The 21,161-nt window shown below is 74.0% G+C and carries 17 protein-coding genes and 1 pseudogene; 8 read left to right on the top strand and 10 right to left on the bottom strand.

Features of this window, described 5'->3' with window-relative positions; all coding sequences use genetic code 11:
- The first annotated feature begins 45 nt into the window (after positions 1-45).
- Positions 46-1,317: an enterochelin esterase gene (gene fes / locus G9272_RS03595; RefSeq protein ID WP_171395160.1), complete on the top strand. Its 1,272-nt coding sequence runs from the start codon at positions 46-48 to the stop codon at positions 1,315-1,317.
- Here fes (G9272_RS03595) and G9272_RS03590 read toward each other — a convergent pair.
- The 8 genes and pseudogenes from G9272_RS03590 to fes (G9272_RS03560) form a co-directional block, all read right to left on the bottom strand.
- Positions 1,298-5,197 carry a non-ribosomal peptide synthetase gene (locus G9272_RS03590; RefSeq protein ID WP_171395159.1) on the bottom strand — a complete coding sequence of 1,300 codons (3,900 nt, stop codon included), beginning with the start codon at positions 5,195-5,197 and terminating at the stop codon, positions 1,298-1,300. The genes fes (G9272_RS03595) and G9272_RS03590 overlap by 20 nt on opposite strands.
- Positions 5,194-5,424: a phosphopantetheine-binding protein gene (locus G9272_RS45065; protein ID WP_253268161.1), complete on the bottom strand. Its 231-nt coding sequence runs from the start codon at positions 5,422-5,424 to the stop codon at positions 5,194-5,196. Before G9272_RS45065 ends, G9272_RS03590 begins: the two co-directional genes overlap by 4 nt.
- A 6-nt stretch (positions 5,425-5,430) precedes the next feature.
- A pseudogene (locus G9272_RS03585) lies at positions 5,431-6,060 on the bottom strand (isochorismatase family protein); the annotation flags it as partial.
- A 15-nt stretch (positions 6,061-6,075) separates the two neighbouring features.
- The gene (locus tag G9272_RS03580) at positions 6,076-7,704 is read right to left on the bottom strand and encodes a (2,3-dihydroxybenzoyl)adenylate synthase (RefSeq protein WP_171395157.1); all 1,629 of its coding nucleotides are present in this window, start codon (positions 7,702-7,704) and stop codon (positions 6,076-6,078) included.
- Entirely contained in the window at positions 7,701-8,897 is a 1,197-nt protein-coding gene (locus tag G9272_RS03575; protein WP_171395156.1) for an isochorismate synthase, read from the bottom strand. The genes G9272_RS03580 and G9272_RS03575 overlap by 4 nt, the downstream gene beginning before the upstream one ends.
- A 34-nt stretch (positions 8,898-8,931) precedes the next feature.
- Entirely contained in the window at positions 8,932-9,711 is a 780-nt protein-coding gene (locus G9272_RS03570; protein WP_171395155.1) for a 2,3-dihydro-2,3-dihydroxybenzoate dehydrogenase, read from the bottom strand.
- Positions 9,708-10,685 carry an ABC transporter substrate-binding protein gene (locus G9272_RS03565; protein WP_171395154.1) on the bottom strand — a complete coding sequence of 326 codons (978 nt, stop codon included), beginning with the start codon at positions 10,683-10,685 and terminating at the stop codon, positions 9,708-9,710. The genes G9272_RS03570 and G9272_RS03565 overlap by 4 nt, the downstream gene beginning before the upstream one ends.
- Before the next feature lie 56 nt (positions 10,686-10,741).
- On the bottom strand, positions 10,742-12,085 hold the full coding sequence (gene fes, locus G9272_RS03560; RefSeq protein WP_171395153.1) for an enterochelin esterase: 1,344 nt from the start codon (positions 12,083-12,085) through the stop codon (positions 10,742-10,744).
- 143 nt (positions 12,086-12,228) lie between these two features.
- On the opposite strand from fes (G9272_RS03560), the gene G9272_RS03555 reads away from it, so the two are divergent.
- From G9272_RS03555 to G9272_RS03545, 3 genes are all read left to right on the top strand, one after another.
- On the top strand, positions 12,229-13,254 hold the full coding sequence (locus G9272_RS03555; RefSeq protein WP_171395152.1) for a FecCD family ABC transporter permease: 1,026 nt from the start codon (positions 12,229-12,231) through the stop codon (positions 13,252-13,254).
- Entirely contained in the window at positions 13,251-14,303 is a 1,053-nt protein-coding gene (locus tag G9272_RS03550; protein WP_171395151.1) for a FecCD family ABC transporter permease, read from the top strand. The genes G9272_RS03555 and G9272_RS03550 overlap by 4 nt, the downstream gene beginning before the upstream one ends.
- Positions 14,304-14,449: 146 nt before the next feature.
- Positions 14,450-14,968, top strand: a complete 519-nt coding sequence (locus G9272_RS03545) for a MarR family winged helix-turn-helix transcriptional regulator (protein ID WP_171395150.1) — start codon at positions 14,450-14,452, stop codon at positions 14,966-14,968.
- Positions 14,969-15,081: 113 nt separating this feature from the next.
- On the opposite strand, the gene G9272_RS46355 is transcribed toward G9272_RS03545, so the two are convergent.
- Entirely contained in the window at positions 15,082-15,579 is a 498-nt protein-coding gene (locus G9272_RS46355) for a DUF7336 domain-containing protein (RefSeq protein ID WP_437184249.1), read from the bottom strand.
- A 152-nt stretch (positions 15,580-15,731) separates the two neighbouring features.
- Between G9272_RS46355 and G9272_RS03535 the strand changes: the two genes are divergently transcribed.
- The 3 genes from G9272_RS03535 to G9272_RS03525 all read left to right on the top strand — a co-directional run bounded on the left by G9272_RS03535 (position 15,732) and on the right by G9272_RS03525 (position 19,067).
- Positions 15,732-16,130 (top strand): DoxX family protein, encoded by a 399-nt coding sequence (locus G9272_RS03535; RefSeq protein WP_171395149.1) that lies wholly within the window; start codon positions 15,732-15,734, stop codon positions 16,128-16,130.
- Positions 16,127-16,594, top strand: a complete 468-nt coding sequence (locus G9272_RS03530) for a peroxiredoxin (protein WP_301272116.1) — start codon at positions 16,127-16,129, stop codon at positions 16,592-16,594. The genes G9272_RS03535 and G9272_RS03530 overlap by 4 nt, the downstream gene beginning before the upstream one ends.
- A 124-nt stretch (positions 16,595-16,718) precedes the next feature.
- The gene (locus G9272_RS03525) at positions 16,719-19,067 is read left to right on the top strand and encodes a SpoIIE family protein phosphatase (RefSeq protein WP_171395148.1); all 2,349 of its coding nucleotides are present in this window, start codon (positions 16,719-16,721) and stop codon (positions 19,065-19,067) included.
- Between the two features lie 63 nt (positions 19,068-19,130).
- Here the strand turns inward: G9272_RS03525 and G9272_RS03520 are convergent, their stop codons facing one another.
- On the bottom strand, positions 19,131-19,961 hold the full coding sequence (locus G9272_RS03520) for an aldo/keto reductase (RefSeq protein ID WP_171395147.1): 831 nt from the start codon (positions 19,959-19,961) through the stop codon (positions 19,131-19,133).
- Between the two features lie 201 nt (positions 19,962-20,162).
- Between G9272_RS03520 and G9272_RS03515 the strand changes: the two genes are divergently transcribed.
- A complete protein-coding gene (locus G9272_RS03515) occupies positions 20,163-21,158 on the top strand; it encodes a TauD/TfdA dioxygenase family protein (RefSeq protein WP_171395146.1) in 996 nt (331 codons plus the stop codon).
- The last annotated feature ends 3 nt before the right edge of the window (positions 21,159-21,161 follow it).

Here is a 21,161-nt window from a genome sequence, read left to right as displayed (position 1 = left end):
AAGGTGAAGTTAGGCTTGCCTTATCGAATGAGGGAGTCTGTTGGTATGTCCTGGTCCGCGCCGCCCGAGGGCACCCCGCACCGTCCGCCCCGGCTGCCGCGACCGGACCCGGTCCCGCGCCTCGCACGACCGGTCTGCGCGCTGCCCGGCCCGGACGGCGTCGAGGAGTTCTGGTCCGAGGTCCGCCGGCGCGGCACCCCGCTCGTCGGCCCCGACCCGCGGGGCAGCGAGGACCACCACGCCGTCACCTGGCTGTGGCGCGGCACCCCGGCCACCCGGGCCGTGCAGGTCCTGCCGAACAAGCTCGGCGATCCGCGCGCGCCCGAGGACAACCTGATGGAGCGTGTCCCCGGCACCGACGTGTGGCACTGGACGCTCCGCCTGCGCCACGACTGGCGCGGCACCTACGACCTCTACGTCGACGAGGGCGACGGACCGGAGCAGGACCCGCCGGGGAGCCCGGCCCACTGGCAGTGGCTGCGCACCCGTCGCCGCCCCGATCCGTTCAACCCCCGCTCGCTGCCCCATCGTTGGGGCGCGGCCCCCGTCCCGTACGCCGAACTGCCCGCTGCTCCCCGGGCGGTCGACTGGGAGCCACGGCCGAACGTGCCCCGGGGCACCGTCACCGAGCACACGGTGCCGAGCGCCCTGCTGGGCGGTACCCGCCGGTGCTGGCTGTACCGGCCGGCGGGCACGGAGGGCCGGCCGGAGCGGCTTCCGGTGCTGGTGCTGCTCGACGGTGAGCACTGGCAGCCGCGGCTCGGTGTGTCCCGGCTTCTCGACACCCTCATCTCCGACGGACGGATCCCGCCGACGGCCGCCGTCCTGCCGGAGGCCGTGGACGAGCCCACCCGCTGGCGTGAACTCGCCTGCCGCCCCGAATACCTCGGCTTCCTCACGGACGAACTCCTGCCGTGGGCCGCGAAGTCCGTCCCCCTCTCCGACGATCCGGCACGCACCGTCATCGCCGGCCAGAGCCTCGGCGGGCTCACCGCCGCCTACGCGGCCCTGGCCGCCCCGCACCGCTTCGGCAACGCCCTGGTGCAGTCCGGCTCGTTCTGGTGGCCCGTCGGGCCGGAGCCGGAGTGGCTCACCCGGACCCTCGCCGAGGGCCCCCGGCCACCGGTGCGTCTGCGGCTCTCCTTCGGCGAGCAGGAGTGGGTGGCGCTGCCCGCGGCCCGCCGACTGAGGGACGCCCTCCAGGCCCTCGGCTGTCACGATTCCACCTACCGGGAGTTCAACGGTGGTCACGACTACCTCTGCTGGCGCACGGAACTGGCCGACGGACTGGTGGAGCTCATGCGTCCAGCTCCTTGAGACGGGCGGTGAGATGGACGGCGACCTCGTCCAGGTGGCGGTCGGCCATCAGCTGCGGGTGGGTGCAGTCCAGGTCGTGGTTGACGATCACGCCGCCCACATGCGGCCGCCACGCCTCCCGGGTCAGCCAGTCCTCGGCGCGCGGGGCGGCGGCCGTGAAGAACAGCAGGTCGCCCTCGAAGACCCGGTGCCGGTGCTCGCGCATCATGCGGGCGTGGTTCGGCACGATGTCGACGATCCGCGAGAGCGTGTGGTCGGCCAGCCCCGCCAGCGGGCTGCCGGCCCGGCGCAGGGTGGCCAGGACGTCCTCGCGGGTCCGCTCCCCAGTGCGGTCGAAGCCCGCCATCCGTAGGACGGCGGTGAGGGCGTCGCCCTCTTCGGGCGCGGGTCGCTCCCGCCACTGCTCGGCCGGGAACGCGTCGAGCAGCGCCAGGAGTTCGACCTCCGCGCCGGCCTCCTGGAGCAGGACGGCCACGGCGTGCGCGAGGATCCCGCCCACCGACCAGCCCAGCAGCCGGTACGGGCCCTGCGGCCGGACCTCCCGGATCCGCCGGGCGTAGTCGGCCGCCTCCTCCAGCAGGGTGGCCGGCAGCGGCTCGTCCCCGGACAGACCGCGCGCCTGGATGCCGTACACCGGCTGGTCGGGTCCGAGGCGCGCGGCGAGCCCCGCGTAGCACCAGGACAGCCCGCCCGCCGGATGGATCGCGAACAGCGGGGCCCGCCCGCCCCGCGCCCGCAGCGGCAGGACGACGTCCAGGGCGTCCCGCGCGGCCGGTCCCGCCGCCTCGATCCGGCCGGCGAGCGCGGCCGGGGTCGGCGCCTCGAAGAGCGAACCGATGGTCAGCTCGGCCGCGCACTCCTCCCGGACCCGCGCCACCAGCCGCACCGCGAGCAGCGACGTGCCGCCCAGATCGAAGAACGCGTCGTCGGGGCCGACCCGCCCGACGCCCAGCACCTCCGCGAACAGCCGGGTGAGGACCTCCTCGTACCCGCTCGCCGGGCGCCGTCCCTCGCCTCCCGCCCCGCCCGAGAAGACCGGGGCGGGCAACTCACGCCGGTCCAGCTTGCCGTTGGGGCTCAGCGGGAACGACTCCAGGACCACCACGACGGCCGGGACCAGGTGCTCCGGCAGCTCCCGCGCCAGCGCCGCCCGTACGGCCATGGCGTCGACGTCCCCGGTGACATAGCCGACCAGCCGGTCCTCGACGACCACCGCACAGGAACCGTCGACCCCCGGCCGCGCCGCCAACGCGGCCTCGATCTCGCCGAGTTCGATGCGCTGTCCGCGCAGCTTGACCTGGTGGTCGGTGCGCCCGAGGTACTCCACCTCGCCGTCGGCGCTCCAGCGGGCGAGATCGCCCGTGCGGTACATCCGGCTGCCGGGCGGCCCGAACGGGTCGTCGACGAACCGGGACGCGGTCAGCTCGGCGCGGTCGAGATAGCCGTCCGCCAACTGCCGTCCGGCCAGGAACAGTTCACCCGGCACCCCGGGCGGGCAGGGCTGCCGGGCCGCGTCCAGGACGTACAGCCGGGTGTTCCACACCGGCCGCCCGATCGGCACCGGGCCCGCACCCTGTGGTGCGCACGCGTGGAAGCTGACGTCGACGGCGGCCTCGGTCGGCCCGTACAGGTTGTGCAGCCCGACTCCCGGCAGCGCGCGCCCGAAGGCGTTCGCCGTCTCGCGGGGGAGTGCCTCGCCGCTGGCGAACACCCGGCGCAGCGCCGCACCGCAGTCGGCCGCGCCCGGCTCGGCCAGGAAGACCTGGAGCATCGACGGCACGAAGTGGCAGATGGTGACGGCCTGTTCGCGGATCAGCCGGGCCAGGTACGCCGGTTCCCGGTGCCCGCCGGGCTCGGCCACGACCAGCGTCGCGCCCGTCCTGAGCGGCCAGAAGAACTCCCACACGGACACGTCGAACGAGGAGGGCGTCTTCTGGAGGACCCGGTCACCTGCCTCCAGGGCGTACTCGTGCTGCATCCAGCGCAGCCGGTTGTCGATCGCCCGGTGTGACACGACCACGCCCTTGGGCCGGCCCGTGGAGCCGGACGTGTAGATGATGTACGCGGGGTGGGCGGGGGTGAGCGCCCGCGCGGGGGTCACGGCCGGACACGCGGAGAGGTCCAGTCCGTCCAGGGACACGACCGGCGTCCTCCCGTCGGGCAGCCGGTCGGCGCGGTCGGCGACGGCGCACACCGGGGAGGCGTCGTCGAGCATGTACGCCAGCCGGGGCGCCGGGTAGTCCGGATCCAGGGGCAGATAGGCGGCACCCGCCTTCAGCACGGCGAGCAGGGAGACGATCAGTTCCGTCGACCGGGGCACCGACACCGCGACCGACGCGCCCGGCCCGGCGCCGAGGCTTTGGAGGTGGTGCGCCAATCGGTTGGCTCGGGCGTCGAGTTCGGCGTACGTGAGAGACGTCGTGCCGTGGACGAGCGCGGTCGCGTCGGGGGTACGGGCGGCCTGTGCCTCGATGGGCCCGACGAGGGTGGTGGCGGGGACCGGCTGGTCCGTGCGATTGAACTCCTCCAGGACCAGGGCCCGTTCGGCGGGAGTGGCGATGGCGTGGGCGGCGAGCGGCAGGTGCGGGTCGCTCGTGGCGAGTCGCTCCAGCAGCCGCAGGAACCGCTCCTGATGGGCGGCGAGATCGTCGTCGCCGTACAGGGCCGGGTTGCCGTCGTGGTCGATGCGCAGGCCGCGGCCGTCGGCGCGGTCGTAGATGTTGACGGTCAGATCGTCGACCGGACCGGCGGACAGGTTGCGGGCCCGGGCCGGTGTGCCCGCGAAGTCCACGCCGTAGTCGAAGGGCATCACGTTGACGAGCGGGCCCACCAGACCCCGGCTCTCACCGAGCAGCCCCAGATCGCGGCGGATGTCCTCGTACCGGTAGCGCTGGTGGCGGCGCACCTCGCGGATGCCCAGCACGACCTGCCGCACCAGGTCGGCGAAGGTCGCCTCGGGGGTGACGGTCAGCCGCAGCGGCACGACGTTCATCACCATGCCGGGCACGCGCAGTGCCACCGAGCCCATCCGGCCCATCAGCGGCAGGCCCAGCACCACGTCCGACTGCGCGGTCGCCCGCGAGGTGTACAGCGCCTGCGCGGCGATGAGCACGTCCGGCCAGGTCGCCCGGAGCCGGGCCGCCACACCACGCAGCGTTTCGGTGACCTCGGGGGAGAGATGCGCCGTCCGGCGGCGGAACGTCCGTGACGGCAGCGCCCCGCGCCCCGCGAGCCGGGGCGCCTGCGGGCGGTCCCCGAACGCCTGCGTCCAGTACGCGCGGTCCGCCGCGAAGGCCGCCGAGGAACGGTAGGCGGCGTCGTCCGCGACCAGGTCGGCGAGCCGGCCGAAGGAGCGGACGGGCGGCTCCTCCCCGCGCGCCAGCGCCGAGTACACCTCGGCGGTACGGCGCACCAGCAGGGAGTAGCCGAAGCCGTCCATGACCAGGTGGTGGATGCGCTGGTACCACAGCCAGCGCTCCTCGCCGCCGCCCACCCGGAACAGGGCGTGCCGGAACAGCGGCCCGGCCGCGAGGTTGCAACGCTCGGCCAGGTCCGCGCGCATCCACGCCCCGGCCTCTTCCTCGTCGCACACGTCGAGCACCGTGAGGGGCGGCTCGACGGCGTCCACGACGCGCTGGCGCGGCCCGTCGGGCGTGTCCTCGATCCGTACCCGCAGCGACTCCGCCTCCTCGGCGACCCGCCGCAGCGCGTCGGCGAACAGCGTCGGATCGATCGGTCCGTCCAGGTGCAGACACTCGGCGGTGTTCTGGGCGGGGCTGAGCGGGTCCAGGGCCTGCGCGAACCACATGCCCGACTGGGCCGCGGTGAGCGGCAGCACATCCCCCGGCACGTCCGCGGTACGGGAAGGTGCGGTGCTCATGCGGTGGCCCCCAGCAGCGCGGCCCACGCCTCGACGGCGGGCCGCTCGGCCAGGTCCGCGAAGTCCGCGGTGACGGCGTGCTCGCGGCGCCAGCGTTCCAGGAGGGCCATGATCCGGACGGAGTCCAGGCCGAGGTCGAGGAGGTTGTCGTCGACGGGGATGTCCGCGGGGTCCTCGCCGAGCACGTCGGCGACGTCGGCGCGGATCCGCTCCAGGGTCAGGGGCATCGTTGCGATCTCCTCGAACAGCGCGTCGGTGGTGGTGACGCACGCGCAGCGGCCCGCCGCCCAGCGCAGGGCCATGTCGTGGTCCGCACGGGAGAAGTCGGCGACGGCGTCGGCGACCACGAACGCCCGGATGTCCCGCATCCACGCGTCGCAGGCGCTCATCAGCACGCCGATGTGCGCGTACACGCCGGCGATCACCAGCTGGTCGCGGCCGGTGGAGCGCAGCAGCTCCGCCAGCTCGGTGCGCACGAACGCGCTGTACTTCCACTTGGTCAGCACGGTGTCGCCCGGCTCCGGCGCCACCGCGTCGGGCACGGCGAGCGCCACGGGGTCGTCCGCCACGCCCGGGCCCCAGAAGTCGAGCTGAAGCCCGCGCTCCTCGGGGCTCTGGCCGCCGCGCTGCACCGAGTAGACGACCGGCACGCCGAGCCCGCGGGCCGCCCTGGTCAGCCGGGCGGTGTTGGCGAGCAGACCGGTCAGCGGCTGCTCGCCGGCCGGGAACGCGGAGAGGAAGTGCTGCTGGAGATCGTGCACGAGCAGGACGGCGCGGGCGGGATCGACCTTCCAGGTCACCCGGTTCGCGGGCAACTCGTGGGCGGACGGCAGCGGATAGGGGGAGATGGCGGGAAGTGCCATGGGAACACGGGCCTTTCAGTGCTGCTCGGCGGACGAACGCAGCTGCTTCTTGTTGACCTTGCCGACGCCCGTGTGGGGGAAGGCGTCGACGAACTCGACGAGATCGGGGACCTTGTAGGCGGCGACACCGCGCTCACGCACGAACCGCTTCACGGCGGCCGGTTTCAGCGGTTCGGCGCCCGAGCGCAGGATCACGTAGGCGAGGGAACGCTCACCCAGGTACGGGTCGGGGACGGAGACCACCGACACGTCGTGCACCGACGGATGGGCGAGCACGATGTTCTCGATCTCCTCCGGCGCGATCTTCTCGCCGCCCCGGTTGATCTGGTCCTTCGCCCGTCCCTCCACGAGGAGATGACCGCTCGGCGTGCGCCGCACGATGTCTCCCGTGCGGTAGAACCCGTCCTCGGTGAACGCCTTCGCGTTGTGCTCGGGCGCCTTCCAGTAGCCGCGGATCGTGTACGGGCCCCGGGTCAGCAGCTGTCCGAACTCGCCCTCGGGGACGTCGTGTCCGGCGTCGTCGACGATCCGGACCTCGTCGTCCGGAGAGATCGGCCGCCCCTGTGTGGTGACGACGGTCTCCGGATCGTCGTCCAGCCGTGTGTAGTTGACGAGCCCCTCGGCCATCCCGAAGACCTGCATCAGCCGGCACCCCAGGGCGGGTTCGAGGCGACGGGCCGCCTCGGCGCTGTACTTCGCGCCGCCCACCAGCGCCAGCTCCAGGCTGGAGAGGTCGTGCCGGCCCGCGGCGGCGGCCTCCGTCCACACCAGCGCCAGCGGTGGCACCAGCCCCGTCATGGTGATCCGCTCCCGTTCGACCAGCGGGAACGCGGTCGCCGGATCGGGCTTCGGGCACAGCACCGTCGTACCCCCGGCGTACAGCACGCCCAGCCAACCGGGCGAGCTCATCGGGAAGTTGTGCGCCGCCGGAAGGACGACGAGGAAGCGGGTGTCCGCGTCCACGCCGCAGATCTCGTTCGACCCCCGGAGCGAGTACAGGTAGTCGTCATGGGTGCGGGGGATGAGCTTCGGCACGCCCGTCGTACCGCCGGAGAGCTGAAGGAACGCCAGCTCGTGCGGCCGGGGTCCGACCGGTCGCCCGTCCGGCGCGCACGGCACCTCGGACAGCGGGGTGTGCTCACCCGGCTCCCCGGCCACGAACACGTGCCGCAGTCCCGGGGCTGCCTTCCGTACCCGGGAGGCGAGCTCCCGGTGGTCGAAGCCGGCGTGGGTGTCGGGGACGACGTACGCCACGGCCTCGGTGAAGGAGCAGAACCAGGAGACCTCCGCGTACCGGTGCGCGGGCAGCGCGTAGACCGGCAGCGCGCCGATCCGGAACAGCGCGAACACCACCTCGACGAACTCGCCGACGTTCGGCAGCTGGACGACGACCCGGTCGCCGCGGCCGATCCCGCGCGCCGCGAACCCGGCGGCCAGCCGGTCGGCGCGCTCGTCGAGCTCCCGGTACGTCCAGGTACGGCGCCACGGGGCGGGGTCGACGAGGGCGACGCGGTCGGGGTGCGCGGCGGCCCGGGCGCGCAGCACGCCGCCGAAGGTCTCGCCTCGCCAGTGGCCCGCGGCCCGGTAGCGTGCCGCGAACCCGTCGGGCCAGGTGGGGGCGTCCACGCCCGGGGTGAGCGTCACAGCCCGGCCCCCACGGCGTGCAGGAACGTGCGGAACTTGGCGGCGGTCTCCGCCGTCTCGGCCTCCGGTGTCGACTCGGCGACGATGCCGGCGCCCGCGAACAGCCGCAGCGTGCGGCCCTCGGCCTCGGCACAGCGGATCGTCACGACCCACTCGCCGTCGCCGTCCGCGTCCTGCCACCCCACCATGCCCGTGTACGGGCCCCGGTCGAACGGCTCGGACGCGGCGATCACCGCACGGGCGACGTCCGTGGGCGTACCGCACACGGCGGGCGTGGGGTGCAGCGCCGACGCCAGGTCCAGCGCGGTCACGTCCGGGTCGCGGAGCTCCCCGGTGACCGTCGTCGACAGGTGCCACAGCGCGGCCGTGCGCACCAGTGTGGGCCGCGTCGGCACCTTCAGACGGGTGCAGAACGGCGCGAGCGCCTCCTGTACGGCGGTCACCACGACGGCGTGCTCGTGCAGGTCCTTCGGTGACTCCAGGAGCGCCGCCGCCCGGCGTACGTCCTCGGCGAGGTCGGTGCTGCGGGGCGTGCTCCCCGCGAGGGGGTTGGCGGTCAGCAGGTTGCCGCGGCGGGAGACGAGGAGTTCGGGGCTGGCGCCGATCAGGGTGCGGCCGGGGCCGCTCGGTACGGCGAAGGAGTAGCCGTCCGGGTCGCGTCGGGCGAGCCAGCGCAGCATGGCCGGCAGGTCCGGCTCGCGCGAGGAGGCCAGTTCCAGGGTGCGGGCGAGGACGACCTTGTCGAACTCCCCGGCCCGCATCCGCGCCACGGCGGTGGCGACCGCCTCGCCGTACCGCTCGGGCGAGGGCACCTCCCGCACCCGCCAGTCCGGCCGGTGCTCGTCGCGGGGCACGGGCAGTGCGATCAGCGGGTCCTCGCGCAGTGGCGGCGCCCAGTGCACCATGTCGGGCACCGCGAGCGCGGGCGGGGCGTCGGGGGCGAAGGGCAGCGAACCCATGACGACGGGCGGCGGGGCGTCCGGCCGGCGCAGCGCGTCGAGGACGTCCCGGACGCGATGCGCGAGCGGGCTCGTGCCGTGGGGTATCCCGGCGGCGCTGCCGCGGCCCAGCAGGGTGTGCCGGGGCGAGGCGAGGAAACGGTCCGTGGCGGGTCGGTAGGCCTCCAGGAGGGCCGTGGCCGCGCCGGGGGACAGGAGAGCGGGAGCGGGATGGTCACGCAGTGAGGCAGACATGGTGTGTCTCCAGTGGGGGGACGTGCGGGCGGGATCAGGCCCGGAGGGTGGCGCCGCCGTCCACGTACAGGTCGTGCATGGTGATGTGCCGGGCGCGGTCGGAGACCAGGAACACGACGGCGTCGGCGACGTCGGCCGGTTCGGCGATGCGGCCCAGCGGGATGCCGGTGCGGTGGGTGGCGAGGTCGCCCTCGACGACGCGCCGGGCCGCGGCCTCGGCGTCGCCGTTCCACAGGGCGCGCTGCATGTCGGTGAGGGTCGAGCCGGGGGAGACCGTGTTGCAGCGCACGCCCCGCGCGGCCACCTCCAGGCCCAGGCATCTGGTGAACATGACGGCGGCGGCCTTCGAGGCGGCGTAGGCGGCCATACCCGCGCGGGGGACACCGGCCGCGTTGGAGGCGACGGTGACGATGCTGCCCGCGCCGCGTTCGGTCATCCGGCGGGCGGCCGCGCGCGAGACGTGGAAGACACCGTTCGTGTTGACCGCGAAGGTGGCCGCCCAGTCCTCCTCGGTCAGGTCCACGACCTCCGAACTCCGCAGGATCCCGGCCACGTTGACGACGATGTCCAGCGGACCGGACTCCTGCTCCGCCGCGTCGACCAGGGTGTCCACCGCCGCCGCGTCGGTGACGTCCAGCGCGCGGGCGGTCACCCGGCCCGGGTACCTCGCGGCGAGCGAGCGCACCCCGGCCGGGTCCAGGTCGGTGGCCAGGACCCGGGCGCCCTCCTCGACGAGGGCGGCGGCCACGGCGGCCCCGATGCCCCGGCCGGCGCCCGTCACCAGGGCGAACCGGCCGTCCAGCCCGGCGCTCACGAGGCCAGCGCCTTGGTGAGATCGGCCAGGACGATCCCGGCCGCCAGCGGGCCGCCCGCGCTGTTCCACGCGGAGCCCTGGACGACCACGACCTGGCCGGCCTGCTCGGCCTTGAGCCGGCCGAAGTTGGGCACCTTCTCCGCCTCGGCGTACGCCTTCTCGCCGTCCGCCCGGTCCCCGAGGGTGCCGAAGAACAGCCAGTCCCCGTCGACGGTGGACAGTTTCTCCAGGCTGACCGGCTCGCTGTGCCCCGCGCTCGCGCCCTGCTGGTCCGCCGGGCGCGTCAGCCCCAGGGAGGTCAGCGTGGACCCCACGTGGCCGACGCCTTTGCCCACCACGGAGGGTGCCCCGTTCTGCCAGCGCACCACGCTGACGACGGCGCCCGCGTTCGTGCCGAGTTTCGCCTTGGCGGCGGCCACGTCGGCGTCGAAGCCGGTGAGGATCCGCTCGGCGTCGGCCTTCTTGTTCAGGGCGTCGGCGGTCGCGGTGAACGCCTTCTTCCAGTCCTCGTTCAGTTCGGCGGTGACCACGGTCGGGGCGATGGCCTGGAGCTTGGAGACCTCGCTCTTCACGGCCGTCGTCTCGTCGAGGAGGATCAGGTCGGGCCGCAGCGCGGCCACCTTCTCCATGTCGGCCTCGGCGACGGTGGCGACCACCTGCGCCTGGGCCGCCTTGCCGGCGAGGTAGGTGGAGACGCCCTGCTGTCCGCGTCCGGCGGTGGCGCCGACGGGCGTGATGCCCAGGGCGAGCGCCGCGTCGAGGGTGGGCTCGCTGAGGGCGACGACCTTCGTCGGCGCGACCGGCACCTCGACCTTGCGGCCGGTCGCGTCGGTGATCGCACGGGTGCCCGCCGCCGCGTCGCCGGTGCCTGCGTCCTTCCCGTCGTCACCGCAGCCGGACAGGAGGAGGGCTCCCGTCGCGACGGCGGCGGCGGACGTCAGGACCGCCCGGCGGGAGGTACGTGCAGAGGACATCGGATGAGCTCCTTGAAGACGGAGGGAAGCGGGAAGGGAGGGGAGCGGGAAGGGAGTCAGGCGCCGAGCAGTCGCGCCAGGCCGTCGGCCAGCGCGCCGTGCCAACAGGCGTAGTCGTGGCCGCCGTTGTACTCGGCGTAGGAGACCCGGTGGCCTGCCCGGCGCAGCGCCCGGTACAGGGCGCGGCTGTGGTCGACCATCGGGCCCTCGTGCAGGCCGACGTCCAGGTGGACGGCGACCGACCGCGGACCCGAGGCGGCGTACCGCGAGACCAGCCAGGGCACCCCGAACACCCGGGGTTTGGGGCCCCGGGGCGGCGGCAGACCGGGCCGCCACCACAGGGAGGTGGACTGGGCGAGGACGTTGCCGAAGCGCTCCGGCCGCCGGTACGCGGCGTGCAGCGCCGTGACCGCGCCCAGGCTCTGGCCCGCGACGACGGTCCGTGTCGGGTCCGTGGTGAGCGGCCAGCGACCCGCCGCCCAGGGCAGCAGTTCGTCCGCGAGGAAGGTCACGAACGGTTCGCGCGCCCCCAGTTCGCGCCGGCGGGTGTCCCGGTCCACCGCGTCCGGGGCGAGCACGGCGAGCGGGGGCAGCGTTCCGTCGGCGACGAGCGCGTCCAGGGTGTGGCCGAGGCCGAGCCGGCCGAACCACATGTCGCCGTCGCACAGCACCAGGACGGGCAGCGGAGGCCGGTCCCCGCCGTCGTGTCCCGGCGGCAGGTACACCCAGGTGTCGCGGTCGCCGCCGAGCGCCGGGGCGCTCACCCGGTGCCGTTCCACCCGTCCCTTCGGCCCACCGCCCGGCCGTTCGGCCCAGGGCCGGGGCGGTGCGTCGGGCAGGGCGAAGACCGAGCCGTCCGCCCCGTTCCAACGGGTCGGCACCCGCCGTCGGTTGAGCGGGTCAGCGGCCGCGTGCACGGACAGCGACCGCAGCCGCTGCTGCAACAGGCCCGGATCCGTGGGCGGTTCCTTGGCCGAGACGTCGGCCGCCATCCGGTAGGAGCCCCGGTGGTCGGCCCGCAGCCGCAGCCCGAGGTGCCAGACGTCGGTGCCGGGCACGTGCTCCAGCAGCGAGTCGGCGAGCCGGTCGCGGTCGACGATGCGGTTGGCGTGCAGCAGCACCTGACGGGTGGTCCGGTGCCCGCGCCACAGAAACGTCACCGCCCGGTGTGCGGGCCACCCGTCGAGCTCCTCGACGAGCGGGGTGCCGAGCCGTTCGGCCTCGCTCCAGAAGGCGGCCGTCAGCGCGGTCCGCCGTACGGCGTCGGCGGGTTCCAGGCCCTCGAGGTCCTCCAGGAGCCGCGCGACCCGCGGGCCGGTGACACGCGCAGGCCGTACCGAGTCGTGGGTGCACACCGGTGCGGCGGCGGGGTGCAGGGCTGGTGGTGGGCCCGCGATCATCTGGGTCCTCCGGACATCTCTCCCCCTCGTTTCTCGCCCCGGATCAGGCCGACAGGCTTGCTTCCAGGGGCAGTTGGGCATACGACAGCACTCGGTCGACAAAATCGTCAACAACCTTGGTTAGGTTAGCCTAAGCTAAGCACATGTTCGTTGGATCGCACCCCCGCGCCGGAAGAAAACGGCCACCCGTCCGCACCGCGGGACTGCTGCTGGGCCTGGTGCTGCTGCTCGCGGCGACCGCCCTCTCGCTGGCCGTGGGCACCCAGCAGATACCGCTCCACCAGGTCTGGTCCGGCCTGTTCGCGCCCACCGGCACCGAGAACGACGCGATCGTGCGGGACCTGCGGCTGCCGCGCACGCTGACCGGCGTGGCCGTCGGGGCAGCGCTGGGTCTCGGCGGCGGTCTCATGCAGACCCTGACCCGCAACCCCCTGGCCGACCCCGGCCTTCTCGGCGTCAACGCGGGTGCCGCGGCCGCCGTGGTCACCGCGATCAGCGTGCTCGGCATCACCTCGTTCACCGGCTACCTGTGGTTCGCGCTCGCCGGTGCCGCCCTCGCCGCCACCGCCGTCCAGGCCCTCGGCGGCGGCCGGTACGCGACCCCGGTCCGCCTCGCCCTCGCCGGAACCGCCGTCAACGCGGCCCTGTTCGGCTACGTCAACGGACTCCAGCAGTGGGACCTGGGCACCCTGGACGAGATGCGGTACTGGGCCGTCGGCACCCTCGCCAAACGCGACGCAGACCTGCTGCTCACCGTGCTGCCGCTGCTCGTCGCCGGAGCCACCCTCGCGCTCGCCCTGGCCCGCCCGCTGGGCGCCCTCGCCCTGGGCGACGACCACGCCCGCGCCCTCGGCACCCGGGTGCGCCGCACCCGCGTGCTGTCCGTCGTCGCCATCACGCTGCTGTGCGGCGGCGCGACCGCCCTCTGTGGCCCGATCGGCTTCGTCGGGCTGATGATCCCGCACGCGGCCCGGGCCTTCTGCGGCCCCGACCCGCGGTGGCTCCTGCCGTACTGCGCGCTCTACGCGCCCGTCCTGCTCCTGGGCTCCGACGTGCTCGGCCGGATCGTCGCGGCGCCCTCGGAGATCGAGGTCGGCACGGTCACCGCGTTCCTCGGCGGCCTGCTCTTCATCCACCTGGTCCGGCGGCGGAAGGCGACCCGGCTGTGAGCCTGCTCGAAGACCGTGGCACCGCGGGCGTGGTGCGCACCGGTCGCTGGTCCCTGCGCTACGCCCGCCGCACGCTGCTGACCTGCGCCGTGCTCGCCCTCCTCGCCGCGTGCACGCTGGTGCTCGCGCTCGGTACGGGCAGCTACGGGCTCACCCCCGCGGAGGTGCTCGACACCCTCGCGGGCGGCGGCCCGCCCGGCGCCGGGTTCATCGTGACGGACCTGCGGCTGCCCCGGGCCCTGGTGGCCCTGCTGGTCGGCTTCGGGATGGGCCTGGCGGGAGCGGTGTTCCAGTCGCTCACCCGTAACCCGCTCGGCAGCCCGGACGTCATCGGCTTCGGGAACGGCGCCTCGGCCGGCGCGCTCGTCGCGATCATCCTCTTCGACGCGGGCGGACCGCAGACGGCGCTCGGTGCCGTGTGCGGCGGCCTCGCCACCGCCGCGGCCGTCTATCTCCTCGCCTGGCGGCGAGGTGTGCACGGCTACCGGCTCGTCCTCGTCGGCATCGGCGCCTCCGCCGTGCTCGGCTCGGCGACCAGCTTCCTGTACGTGCGCGCCGACATCGGCAGGGCCGCGCAGGCGGCGAGTTGGATGATCGGCTCGCTCAACGCCCGTGACTGGACCGACGTCCGTATCGCCGCCCTCGGCCTGGTCCCGCTCGTCCCGCTCGTCCTGGTGTACGCCCGGCGGCTGACCCTCCTGGAGATGGGCGACGACACCGCGGCCGCGCTCGGCGTGCCCCCGGAACGCAGCCGGCTCGTCCTGCTGTGCGCCGGTACGGGACTCACCGCGATGGCGGTCGCCGCGGCCGGACCGATCCCGTTCGTGGCGATGGCCGCACCGCAGCTCGCCCGCCGGGTCACGCGCGCCGCGGGGCCCAACCTCCTGCCCGCCGCGTGGACCGGCGCCCTGCTGGTCTCCGCCGCCGACCTGGCCACCCAGCGCCTCACCGGCTCGGCGCTGCTGCCGGTCGGCGTGGTCACGGGCGTGGCGGGCGGCGCGTACCTGGCGTGGCTGCTCAGGGGGGAGCGTGGCGCGGGCCGGATATGAGCCGGGGCATACCGCCGGGTATGGGCGACCGCGTACCATCCGGATACGGCAGGGGTGGCGTACGCGGGTCGTCCCTCCGCAGTAGGCGCGGTACACGTACGCAGTAACTTACTTGAGTTACGCAACAAGATGGTAAAGTGGGTCGCATGTCCACCGAACCGTTCCCGTTGCCCTCCGTCGCGACTCCGGAGGTGATCGAGATCGAGCGCGCGCTCACTCGCATCACCTACCTGAGCACCCGCGCCCGCCAGCACGACCGGCTGATGACACTGGCCGGCGTCCCCCTGGACCGCGCCGCCGTGGCGCTGCTGCGGCAGGTCGCCGACTCGGAGCCGCTGCGGCCGGGGGAGCTGGCGCAGCGGCTGGGCGTGGAGGCCTCCCATGTGACCCGCACGGTGCAGCAGCTCCAGAAGTCCGGATACGTCACCCGGGTCCCCGACCCCGACGACGGCCGGGCCCAGCGGATCCAGCTCACCGAGGCCGGCCGCGCGGCCGTCGGCCGGGTCCGGGACGCGGGCGCCCGGGGGATGCAGCTGGCGCTGGCCGACTGGTCCCCGGAGGAGCTGGGGCAGCTCGCCACCCTCTTCCACCGCATGGTCGACGACTTCCTCTCTCACTCCATCGAGGAGGAGACCGAGCAGCCGGCCGCGGTCCCACGCGCCTGACCCTCGGGACGTGCCTGACCCTCGGACGCGCGAGCCGGTCACGGCCGACGGAGCGGTGGCGGGGACCGGCTCGCGCAACCAGCGCAGCAGGAACCAGGCCACCACCGGCGGTATCAGCAGGGGGAGCGGACTGTCCGCAGGGACGTGGAGTCCGCGAGCGCGCCCAGCCCCGGCTCTACCGCGCCCTGCGCCTGCCGGCCGACGGCACGCCCGTCACGACGGTCGCCCACCGCTGCGGCGGGTCCTCCGCCGGCGCCTTCGTCGACGTGTTCCGCAGGGCGTACGGATACACCCCGGCCGGCACCACGGGCGGGCCCGGGACGCGTCCTGGAACTGTCCTGGACGCGCACGAAACCGCCGGTCCACTCGTCCTCGTCGAGGGTGTGCTCGTCGATGACGAAACAGTCCGGCTCGTCGGCGAAGCCCGGCAGCAGCCGGGCCCGGCGCCTGCGCTCCGCCGCCTTCTCGGCTGTGGAGTACACGCCGAGCAGCTTGGCGTCGTCGCCCTCCTCCTCGTCGATGTGCACCGTCTCCCCGTCGAGGTGCAGGGTCGCACCGCCTTCACCGGCTTCGTTCCGGTGCCCGATGTGCCACAGCAGATAGACGGTCATCCCGGCAGGCTATCCCTCGCCGTCGGCAACCTCGCTGCGCCCCGGCCGAGTTGGCGGGAGGCCCGCCCCCGGGTCCCGCCCCGCGACCCTGCCTCCGGACCCCCGCCTACCCTCCAGTAATGTCGGGCGCCAGGTCATTCAGAGGAGGAACCGTGTCCCGGTCCGAACGCTCACCCCTGCTCCTGGCGGGCCTGCTGGCCGGCATGGGCGTAGCCCACTTCGCCGTCCCGCGCCCGTTCGACGCGATCATCCCGCGCAGCCTCCCGGGCTCGCCCAGGGCCTGGACGCACGCCAGCGGTGTGGCCGAGCTGGCGCTGGCGGCGGGAGTGGCCCTGCCCCGGACCCGCAGGACGGCCGCGCTGGCCGCGGCCGGGCTCTTCGTCGGCGTCTTCCCCGCCAACGTCAAGATGGCGTGGGACTGGCGGCACCGCCCCACCCCGCTCAAGGCCGCCGCCGTGGCCCGGCTTCCCTTCCAGGTGCCCCTCGTATTGTGGGCCCGCAGCGTCGCCGACGGCGCCGGCACCGCGAAGATCACGGAGGGACGGTCATGACCAAGGCCCTGGAGACCGGCGACCTCGTCGAGGACTTCGCGCTGCCGGACGAGACCGGAACGGTGCGCAGCCTGACCGATCTGCTCGCCGACGGACCGGTGGTCCTCTTCTTCTACCCCGCCGCCCTCACCGCGGGCTGCACCGCCGAGGCCTGCCACTTCCGTGACCTGGCGGCCGAGTTCGCCGCCGTGGGCGCCCGGCCCGTCGGGATCAGCGGGGACTCCGTCGACCGCCAGCAGGAGTTCGCCGGCCGGCACTCGCTCGGCATGCCGCTGCTGTCCGACGCCGACGGGGCGGTGCGGGAACGGTTCGGCGTGAAGCGCGGCTTCTCCCTCGCCCCCACCAAGCGGGTCACCTTCGTCATAGCGAAGGACCGCACCGTCCTGGAGGTCGTCCGCAGCGAGCTGCGGATGAACACCCACGCCGACCGCGCCCTCGACGCACTGCGCGCCCACCGCGCCTGAGTGACGAGGGCGCCCGAGCGACGAGGGCGGTAGGCCCCGAGGTCCGGGCAGCCGGGGAGCGCCGTGCGCCCCGGTCGGCCCGTCGCGGTTGATGCGCCGGGACAAAGGGACCATTCTGGACGATATGGAGCATGTCGTCGCTGCGGCGGTCATCGATGCTCACGGCATCGTGACGGGCTGGAGCGAGGGTGCCCGTCTGCTGACGGGCCACGCGGCTGAGGAGGTCGTGGGCCGGGCCGCGGCCGACCTGCTCGCCGAGGAGCTCCCGCCGCTTCCGGCGCGGGCGCGGGCGTGGACCCGGCCCACTCTCGTACGCCACCGCGACGGCCGGCCCGTCACCCTGACCGTCACCGCCTGCCCGGTGCTCGGCCCCGAGGGGGAGCACGCCGGCTGGGCCCTCACCGCCGAACGGTCCTCGGGCCCGGAACCGACCCTCGCGGGGCGGGCCTTCCAGCAGGCGTCCATGTCCATGTCCGTCTTCGACCCGCACCAGCGCTATCTGCGGCTGAACGAGGTCGCCTGCAAGGTGATGGGCGTCTCCGAGGACGTCCTGCTCGGCCGCCACTTCCCGGACACCGTCCAGGAGGCCGAGCACAGCCGCGGCTTCAACTGGCACCTCCGCCATGTCGCCGAGACCGGCCGTCCGATCCGCTACGAGAGCTGGACCGGCGCCCCCTCCCTCAACCGGGAGCACGCGTGGACCACCGAGATGTGGCCCGTGCGGGAGCCGTCGGGCGAGGTCGTCGGTGTCGCCCTGGCCGCCTTCGACAGCACCGAGCAGTACTTGGCCCGCCAGCGGCTGGCCCTGCTGAACGAGGCCGCGGCCTCGATCGGTACGACCCTCGACATCGTGCGCACCACCGAGGAGGTGGTCGATCTCCTGGTTCCCCGTTTCGCCGACTTCGTCAGCGTCGACCTGCTGGACTGGGTCCTCGGCGCCGACGAGCCGCCGCCTGTCCCGGACGGCGAGGTCGTGCTGCGCCGAGTCGCCCACGGCTCCGCCCACGAGGGCACCCCTGAGGCGGCGGTCCGCCTCGGCGGGACCGACGTCCATCCGCCCTTCAGTCCGCCCGCGCGCGCCCTGCGGGAGGGGCGTGCCGTCCGTATCCAGGCGGGCGAGCCCGATTTCATGAGCTGGCTCGCCGAACGCAACGCGCGCGCTCCCGAGGGCCGCCGCTTCCGCAGCGGGGTCCACTCGGTGATCGCGGTGCCCCTGCGGGCCCGGGGCACCACCCTGGGCGTCCTGGTCGGTGTCCGTATCGCCCATCCCGACGACTACGAGGCCGACGACGCCGTCTTCGCCGAGGAACTCGCCAGCCGGGCCGCCGTCTGCATCGACAACGCCCGCCGTTTCGCCCGTGAACGCATCACCGCTCTCGCCCTCCAGCACAGCCTGCTGCCCCGGGGCCTGCCCGGACAGGCGGCCGTCGAGGTCGCCCACCGCTATCTGCCCAGCGGCTCCACGGCCGGCATCGGCGGCGACTGGTTCGACGTCATCCCGCTCTCCGGCAGCAGGGTCGCCCTCGTCGTCGGCGACGTCGTCGGACACGGCATCCCGTCGACGGCGACCATGGGCCGGCTCTGCATGGCCGTGCGCACGCTCGCCGACGTGGATCTGCCGCCCGACGAACTCCTCACCCACCTCGACGACCTCGTCACCCACCTCGCGGCCTACGACGACGCCGGTGAGGACGTCGCGGAGCTCGGCGCCACCTGCCTCTACGCCGTCTACGACCCGGTCAGCCGCCGCCTCACCCTCGCCGCCGCCGGGCACCCGGCCCCCGCCCTCGTCCTGCCCGACGGCACCGCACAACTGGTCCGGATGACCCCCGGGCCCCCGCTGGGGGTCGGCGGGCTGCCCTTCGAGGCGGTCGAACTGGAACTGCCTGAGGGCGCGGTCGTCGCCCTCTACACCGACGGCCTGATCGAGGACCGCGACCGCGACGTCGACCGCGCCACCGGTGAGCTGTGCAGCGCCCTGACCGCGCCCGCCGCCACGCTCGACGCCCTCTGCGACACCGTGCTCAAGGCGGTCCTGCCGGAAGAGCCCAGCGACGACGTCGCCCTGCTGCTCGCCCGCACCCGGGCGCTCGGCGCGGACCAGGTCGCCACCTGGGACGTCGAGCCGGACCCCGCCCGGGTCGCCGCCACCCGCCAGGCGGCGACCGAGCAACTGACCGCGTGGGGCCTGGAAGAGGCCGCCTTCGTCACCGAACTCGTCGTCAGCGAACTCGTCACCAACGCCATCCGCTACGGCGCACCCCCCATCCGGCTCCGCCTGATCCGCGACCGCAGCCTCATCTGCGAGGTGTCCGACGGCAGTTCCACCTCCCCCCACCTGCGCCGCGCCCACGCCTTCGACGAGGGCGGGCGCGGTCTGCTGCTCGTCGCACAGCTCACCCAGCGCTGGGGCAGCCGGCAGACGGACCGGGGCAAGACGATCTGGGCGGAGCAGTCGCTGGAGCCCGAGTGATCACTCCTGGACGGTGCCGCCCCGGGGAGCGGCACCGACGGAGCGGGATCCTGCCGGCACCGCTCAGAACTCCTCGTGCACCTCGGGGTCGCCGCCCAGGCGCCGGTGCGGGCGCTCCGCGATCGCCGCCAGCTGGGCCGGCCCGAGTTCGAAGCCGAAGACGTCGAGGTTGGCGCGCTGCCGCTCGGGGCTGGACGACTTCGGGATGGGGACCGCGCCGAGCTGGACGTGCCAGCGCAGGACGACCTGGCCGGGTGTCACGCCCAGCGACTCGGCGACGGAGACGACGGCCGGGTCCTCCAGGAGCGCCGAACCGCGGCCCAGCGGGCTCCAGCTCTCCGTGCGGACGCCCTTGGCCTCGTGGAAGGCGCGCAGCTCGTCCTGCGGGAAGAGCGGGTGCAGCTCGATCTGGTTGACGGACGGCAGCACGCCGGTCTCCTTCTCCAGCCGCTCGATGTGCCCGGCGGTGAAGTTGGAGACACCGATGGACCGGACCAGGCCGTCCTCGCGGAGCTTGATCATGGCCCGCCAGGAGTCGACGAACCTGTCGACCCGGGGAAGCGGCCAGTGGATCAGGTACAGGTCGACGTACTCGAGGCCGAGCCGCTGCCGGGACTCCTCGAAGGAGGCGAGGGTCTCCTCGTAGCCGTGGTGGCGGCCGGGCAGTTTCGTGGCCACCAGGATCTCCTCGCGCGGCACCCCGCCCCGGGCCACGCCCCGCCCGACCCCGGTCTCGTTGCGATAGTTCGTCGCCGTGTCGACGAGCCGGTAGCCCAGGCCGAGCGCTTCGGCCACCGACCGCTCCGCCTCCGCGTCGTCCATCGGCCAGGTGCCCAGACCCAGGGCCGGGAGCTTCGTACCGTCGTTGAGCGTGTACTCCGGGATGTTGCTCACCAGGGGACCTTTCCTCGACTGTGTCGTCCGTGCCGTCCCACCAGCCTCACCGATGAGACGGGGATCGATCAACCGGAGGCCGACGGGCGGGGCGTCCGTCTCCGGCGCGGGTGTCCGAGGCCCTGTCGCCAGGCCGTCGTTTCGCTGTCACGATCTTCCCGGAGCCGTGACGGACGACGAGTGAAGACGAGCGGAGCACGCATGACGACGGACAGCCGGGCCACCCCCTTCGACGACCCGACGGCCGAGGAGGCCGCGCGGGCGGCCGGGGTGGAGGTGAAGCCGGTCGCCGGACACATCGGCGCCGAGATCGAGGGCGTCGACCTGGCCGCGGGACTCGACGACGCCCAGGTCGCCGTGGTCAGGGCGGCGGTACTGCGCTGGAAGGTGGTGTTCTTCCGCGGGCAGCGCCTCGACCACGCGGGACATGTGGCGTTCGCGCGACGGTTCGGCGAACCCGTCGTCCTGCGCAGGCGCGGCAGCGCGTCGCCGGCGGACTTCCCGGAGATCGAGACGACCGCCGACCGCCTCGAGCTGGGCGGGAAGTTCGGCATGGAGCACGAGGAGTGGCTCCGGCGCCGCCGGCACACCCTGCTGCGCGGCTGGCACTGCGACCACGGCGCCCGTGTCGACCCGCCGGCCGCGACGATCCTGCGCGCCGAGACCGTACCGCCCTACGGCGGTGACACGACCTGGTCCAACCTGGCGGCCGCCCACGCCGGACTCTCCGCGCCCCTGCGGGAGTTCCTGGCCGGGCTGCGCGCCGAGCACCGGCTCGGCGTGGGCTACCAGCCCCGCCCCGGTGACGACGCGTACGTCCGCCACCTCCTCGATCACCAGGTCGCCTCGGTACACCCCCTGGTACGCGTCCACCCCGAGACGGGGGAGCGCGTGCTGTACGTCAACGGCTACTACGTCGAGCAGATCACCGACCTCTCCCGCGCGGAGAGCCGGGCGATCCTGGACATGCTGCTGGAGGAGGCGACCCGCCCCGAGTACACGGTCCGCTTCCGCTGGGAACCGGGCAGCGTCGCGTTCTGGGACAACCGCGCCACCATCCACCTCGCGCCGAGCGACAACGCGCATCTGCGCTTCCCCCGCACGATGCACCGGGTGATGCTCACCGGCGAGGTCCCCGTCGGCGTGGACGGCAGGCCGTCCGAGCCGCTGACGGGAACCGAGCCGGGCCGCTGGTGAGGG

The sequence above is a fragment of the Streptomyces asoensis genome, from assembly GCF_013085465.1.
In the GTDB taxonomy this organism is placed as follows: Bacteria; Actinomycetota; Actinomycetes; order Streptomycetales; family Streptomycetaceae; genus Streptomyces; species Streptomyces cacaoi_A.
This window is presented reverse-complemented; position numbering and strand designations above follow the sequence as displayed.

Coding starts and splice junctions, on each gene's coding strand:
- fes (WP_171395160.1), top strand. CDS start 46: ATGTCCTGGTCCGCGCCGCCCGAGGGCACCCCGCACCGTCCGCCCCGG.
- G9272_RS03590 (WP_171395159.1), bottom strand. CDS start 5,197: ATGAGCACCGCACCTTCCCGTACCGCGGACGTGCCGGGGGATGTGCTG.
- G9272_RS45065 (WP_253268161.1), bottom strand. CDS start 5,424: ATGCCCCTGACCCTGGAGCGGATCCGCGCCGACGTCGCCGACGTGCTC.
- G9272_RS03575 (WP_171395156.1), bottom strand. CDS start 8,897: ATGTCTGCCTCACTGCGTGACCATCCCGCTCCCGCTCTCCTGTCCCCC.
- G9272_RS03565 (WP_171395154.1), bottom strand. CDS start 10,685: ATGTCCTCTGCACGTACCTCCCGCCGGGCGGTCCTGACGTCCGCCGCC.
- fes (WP_171395153.1), bottom strand. CDS start 12,085: ATGATCGCGGGCCCACCACCAGCCCTGCACCCCGCCGCCGCACCGGTG.
- G9272_RS03555 (WP_171395152.1), top strand. CDS start 12,229: ATGTTCGTTGGATCGCACCCCCGCGCCGGAAGAAAACGGCCACCCGTC.
- G9272_RS03545 (WP_171395150.1), top strand. CDS start 14,450: ATGTCCACCGAACCGTTCCCGTTGCCCTCCGTCGCGACTCCGGAGGTG.
- G9272_RS46355 (WP_437184249.1), bottom strand. CDS start 15,579: ATGACCGTCTATCTGCTGTGGCACATCGGGCACCGGAACGAAGCCGGT.
- G9272_RS03530 (WP_301272116.1), top strand. CDS start 16,127: ATGACCAAGGCCCTGGAGACCGGCGACCTCGTCGAGGACTTCGCGCTG.
- G9272_RS03525 (WP_171395148.1), top strand. CDS start 16,719: ATGGAGCATGTCGTCGCTGCGGCGGTCATCGATGCTCACGGCATCGTG.
- G9272_RS03515 (WP_171395146.1), top strand. CDS start 20,163: ATGACGACGGACAGCCGGGCCACCCCCTTCGACGACCCGACGGCCGAG.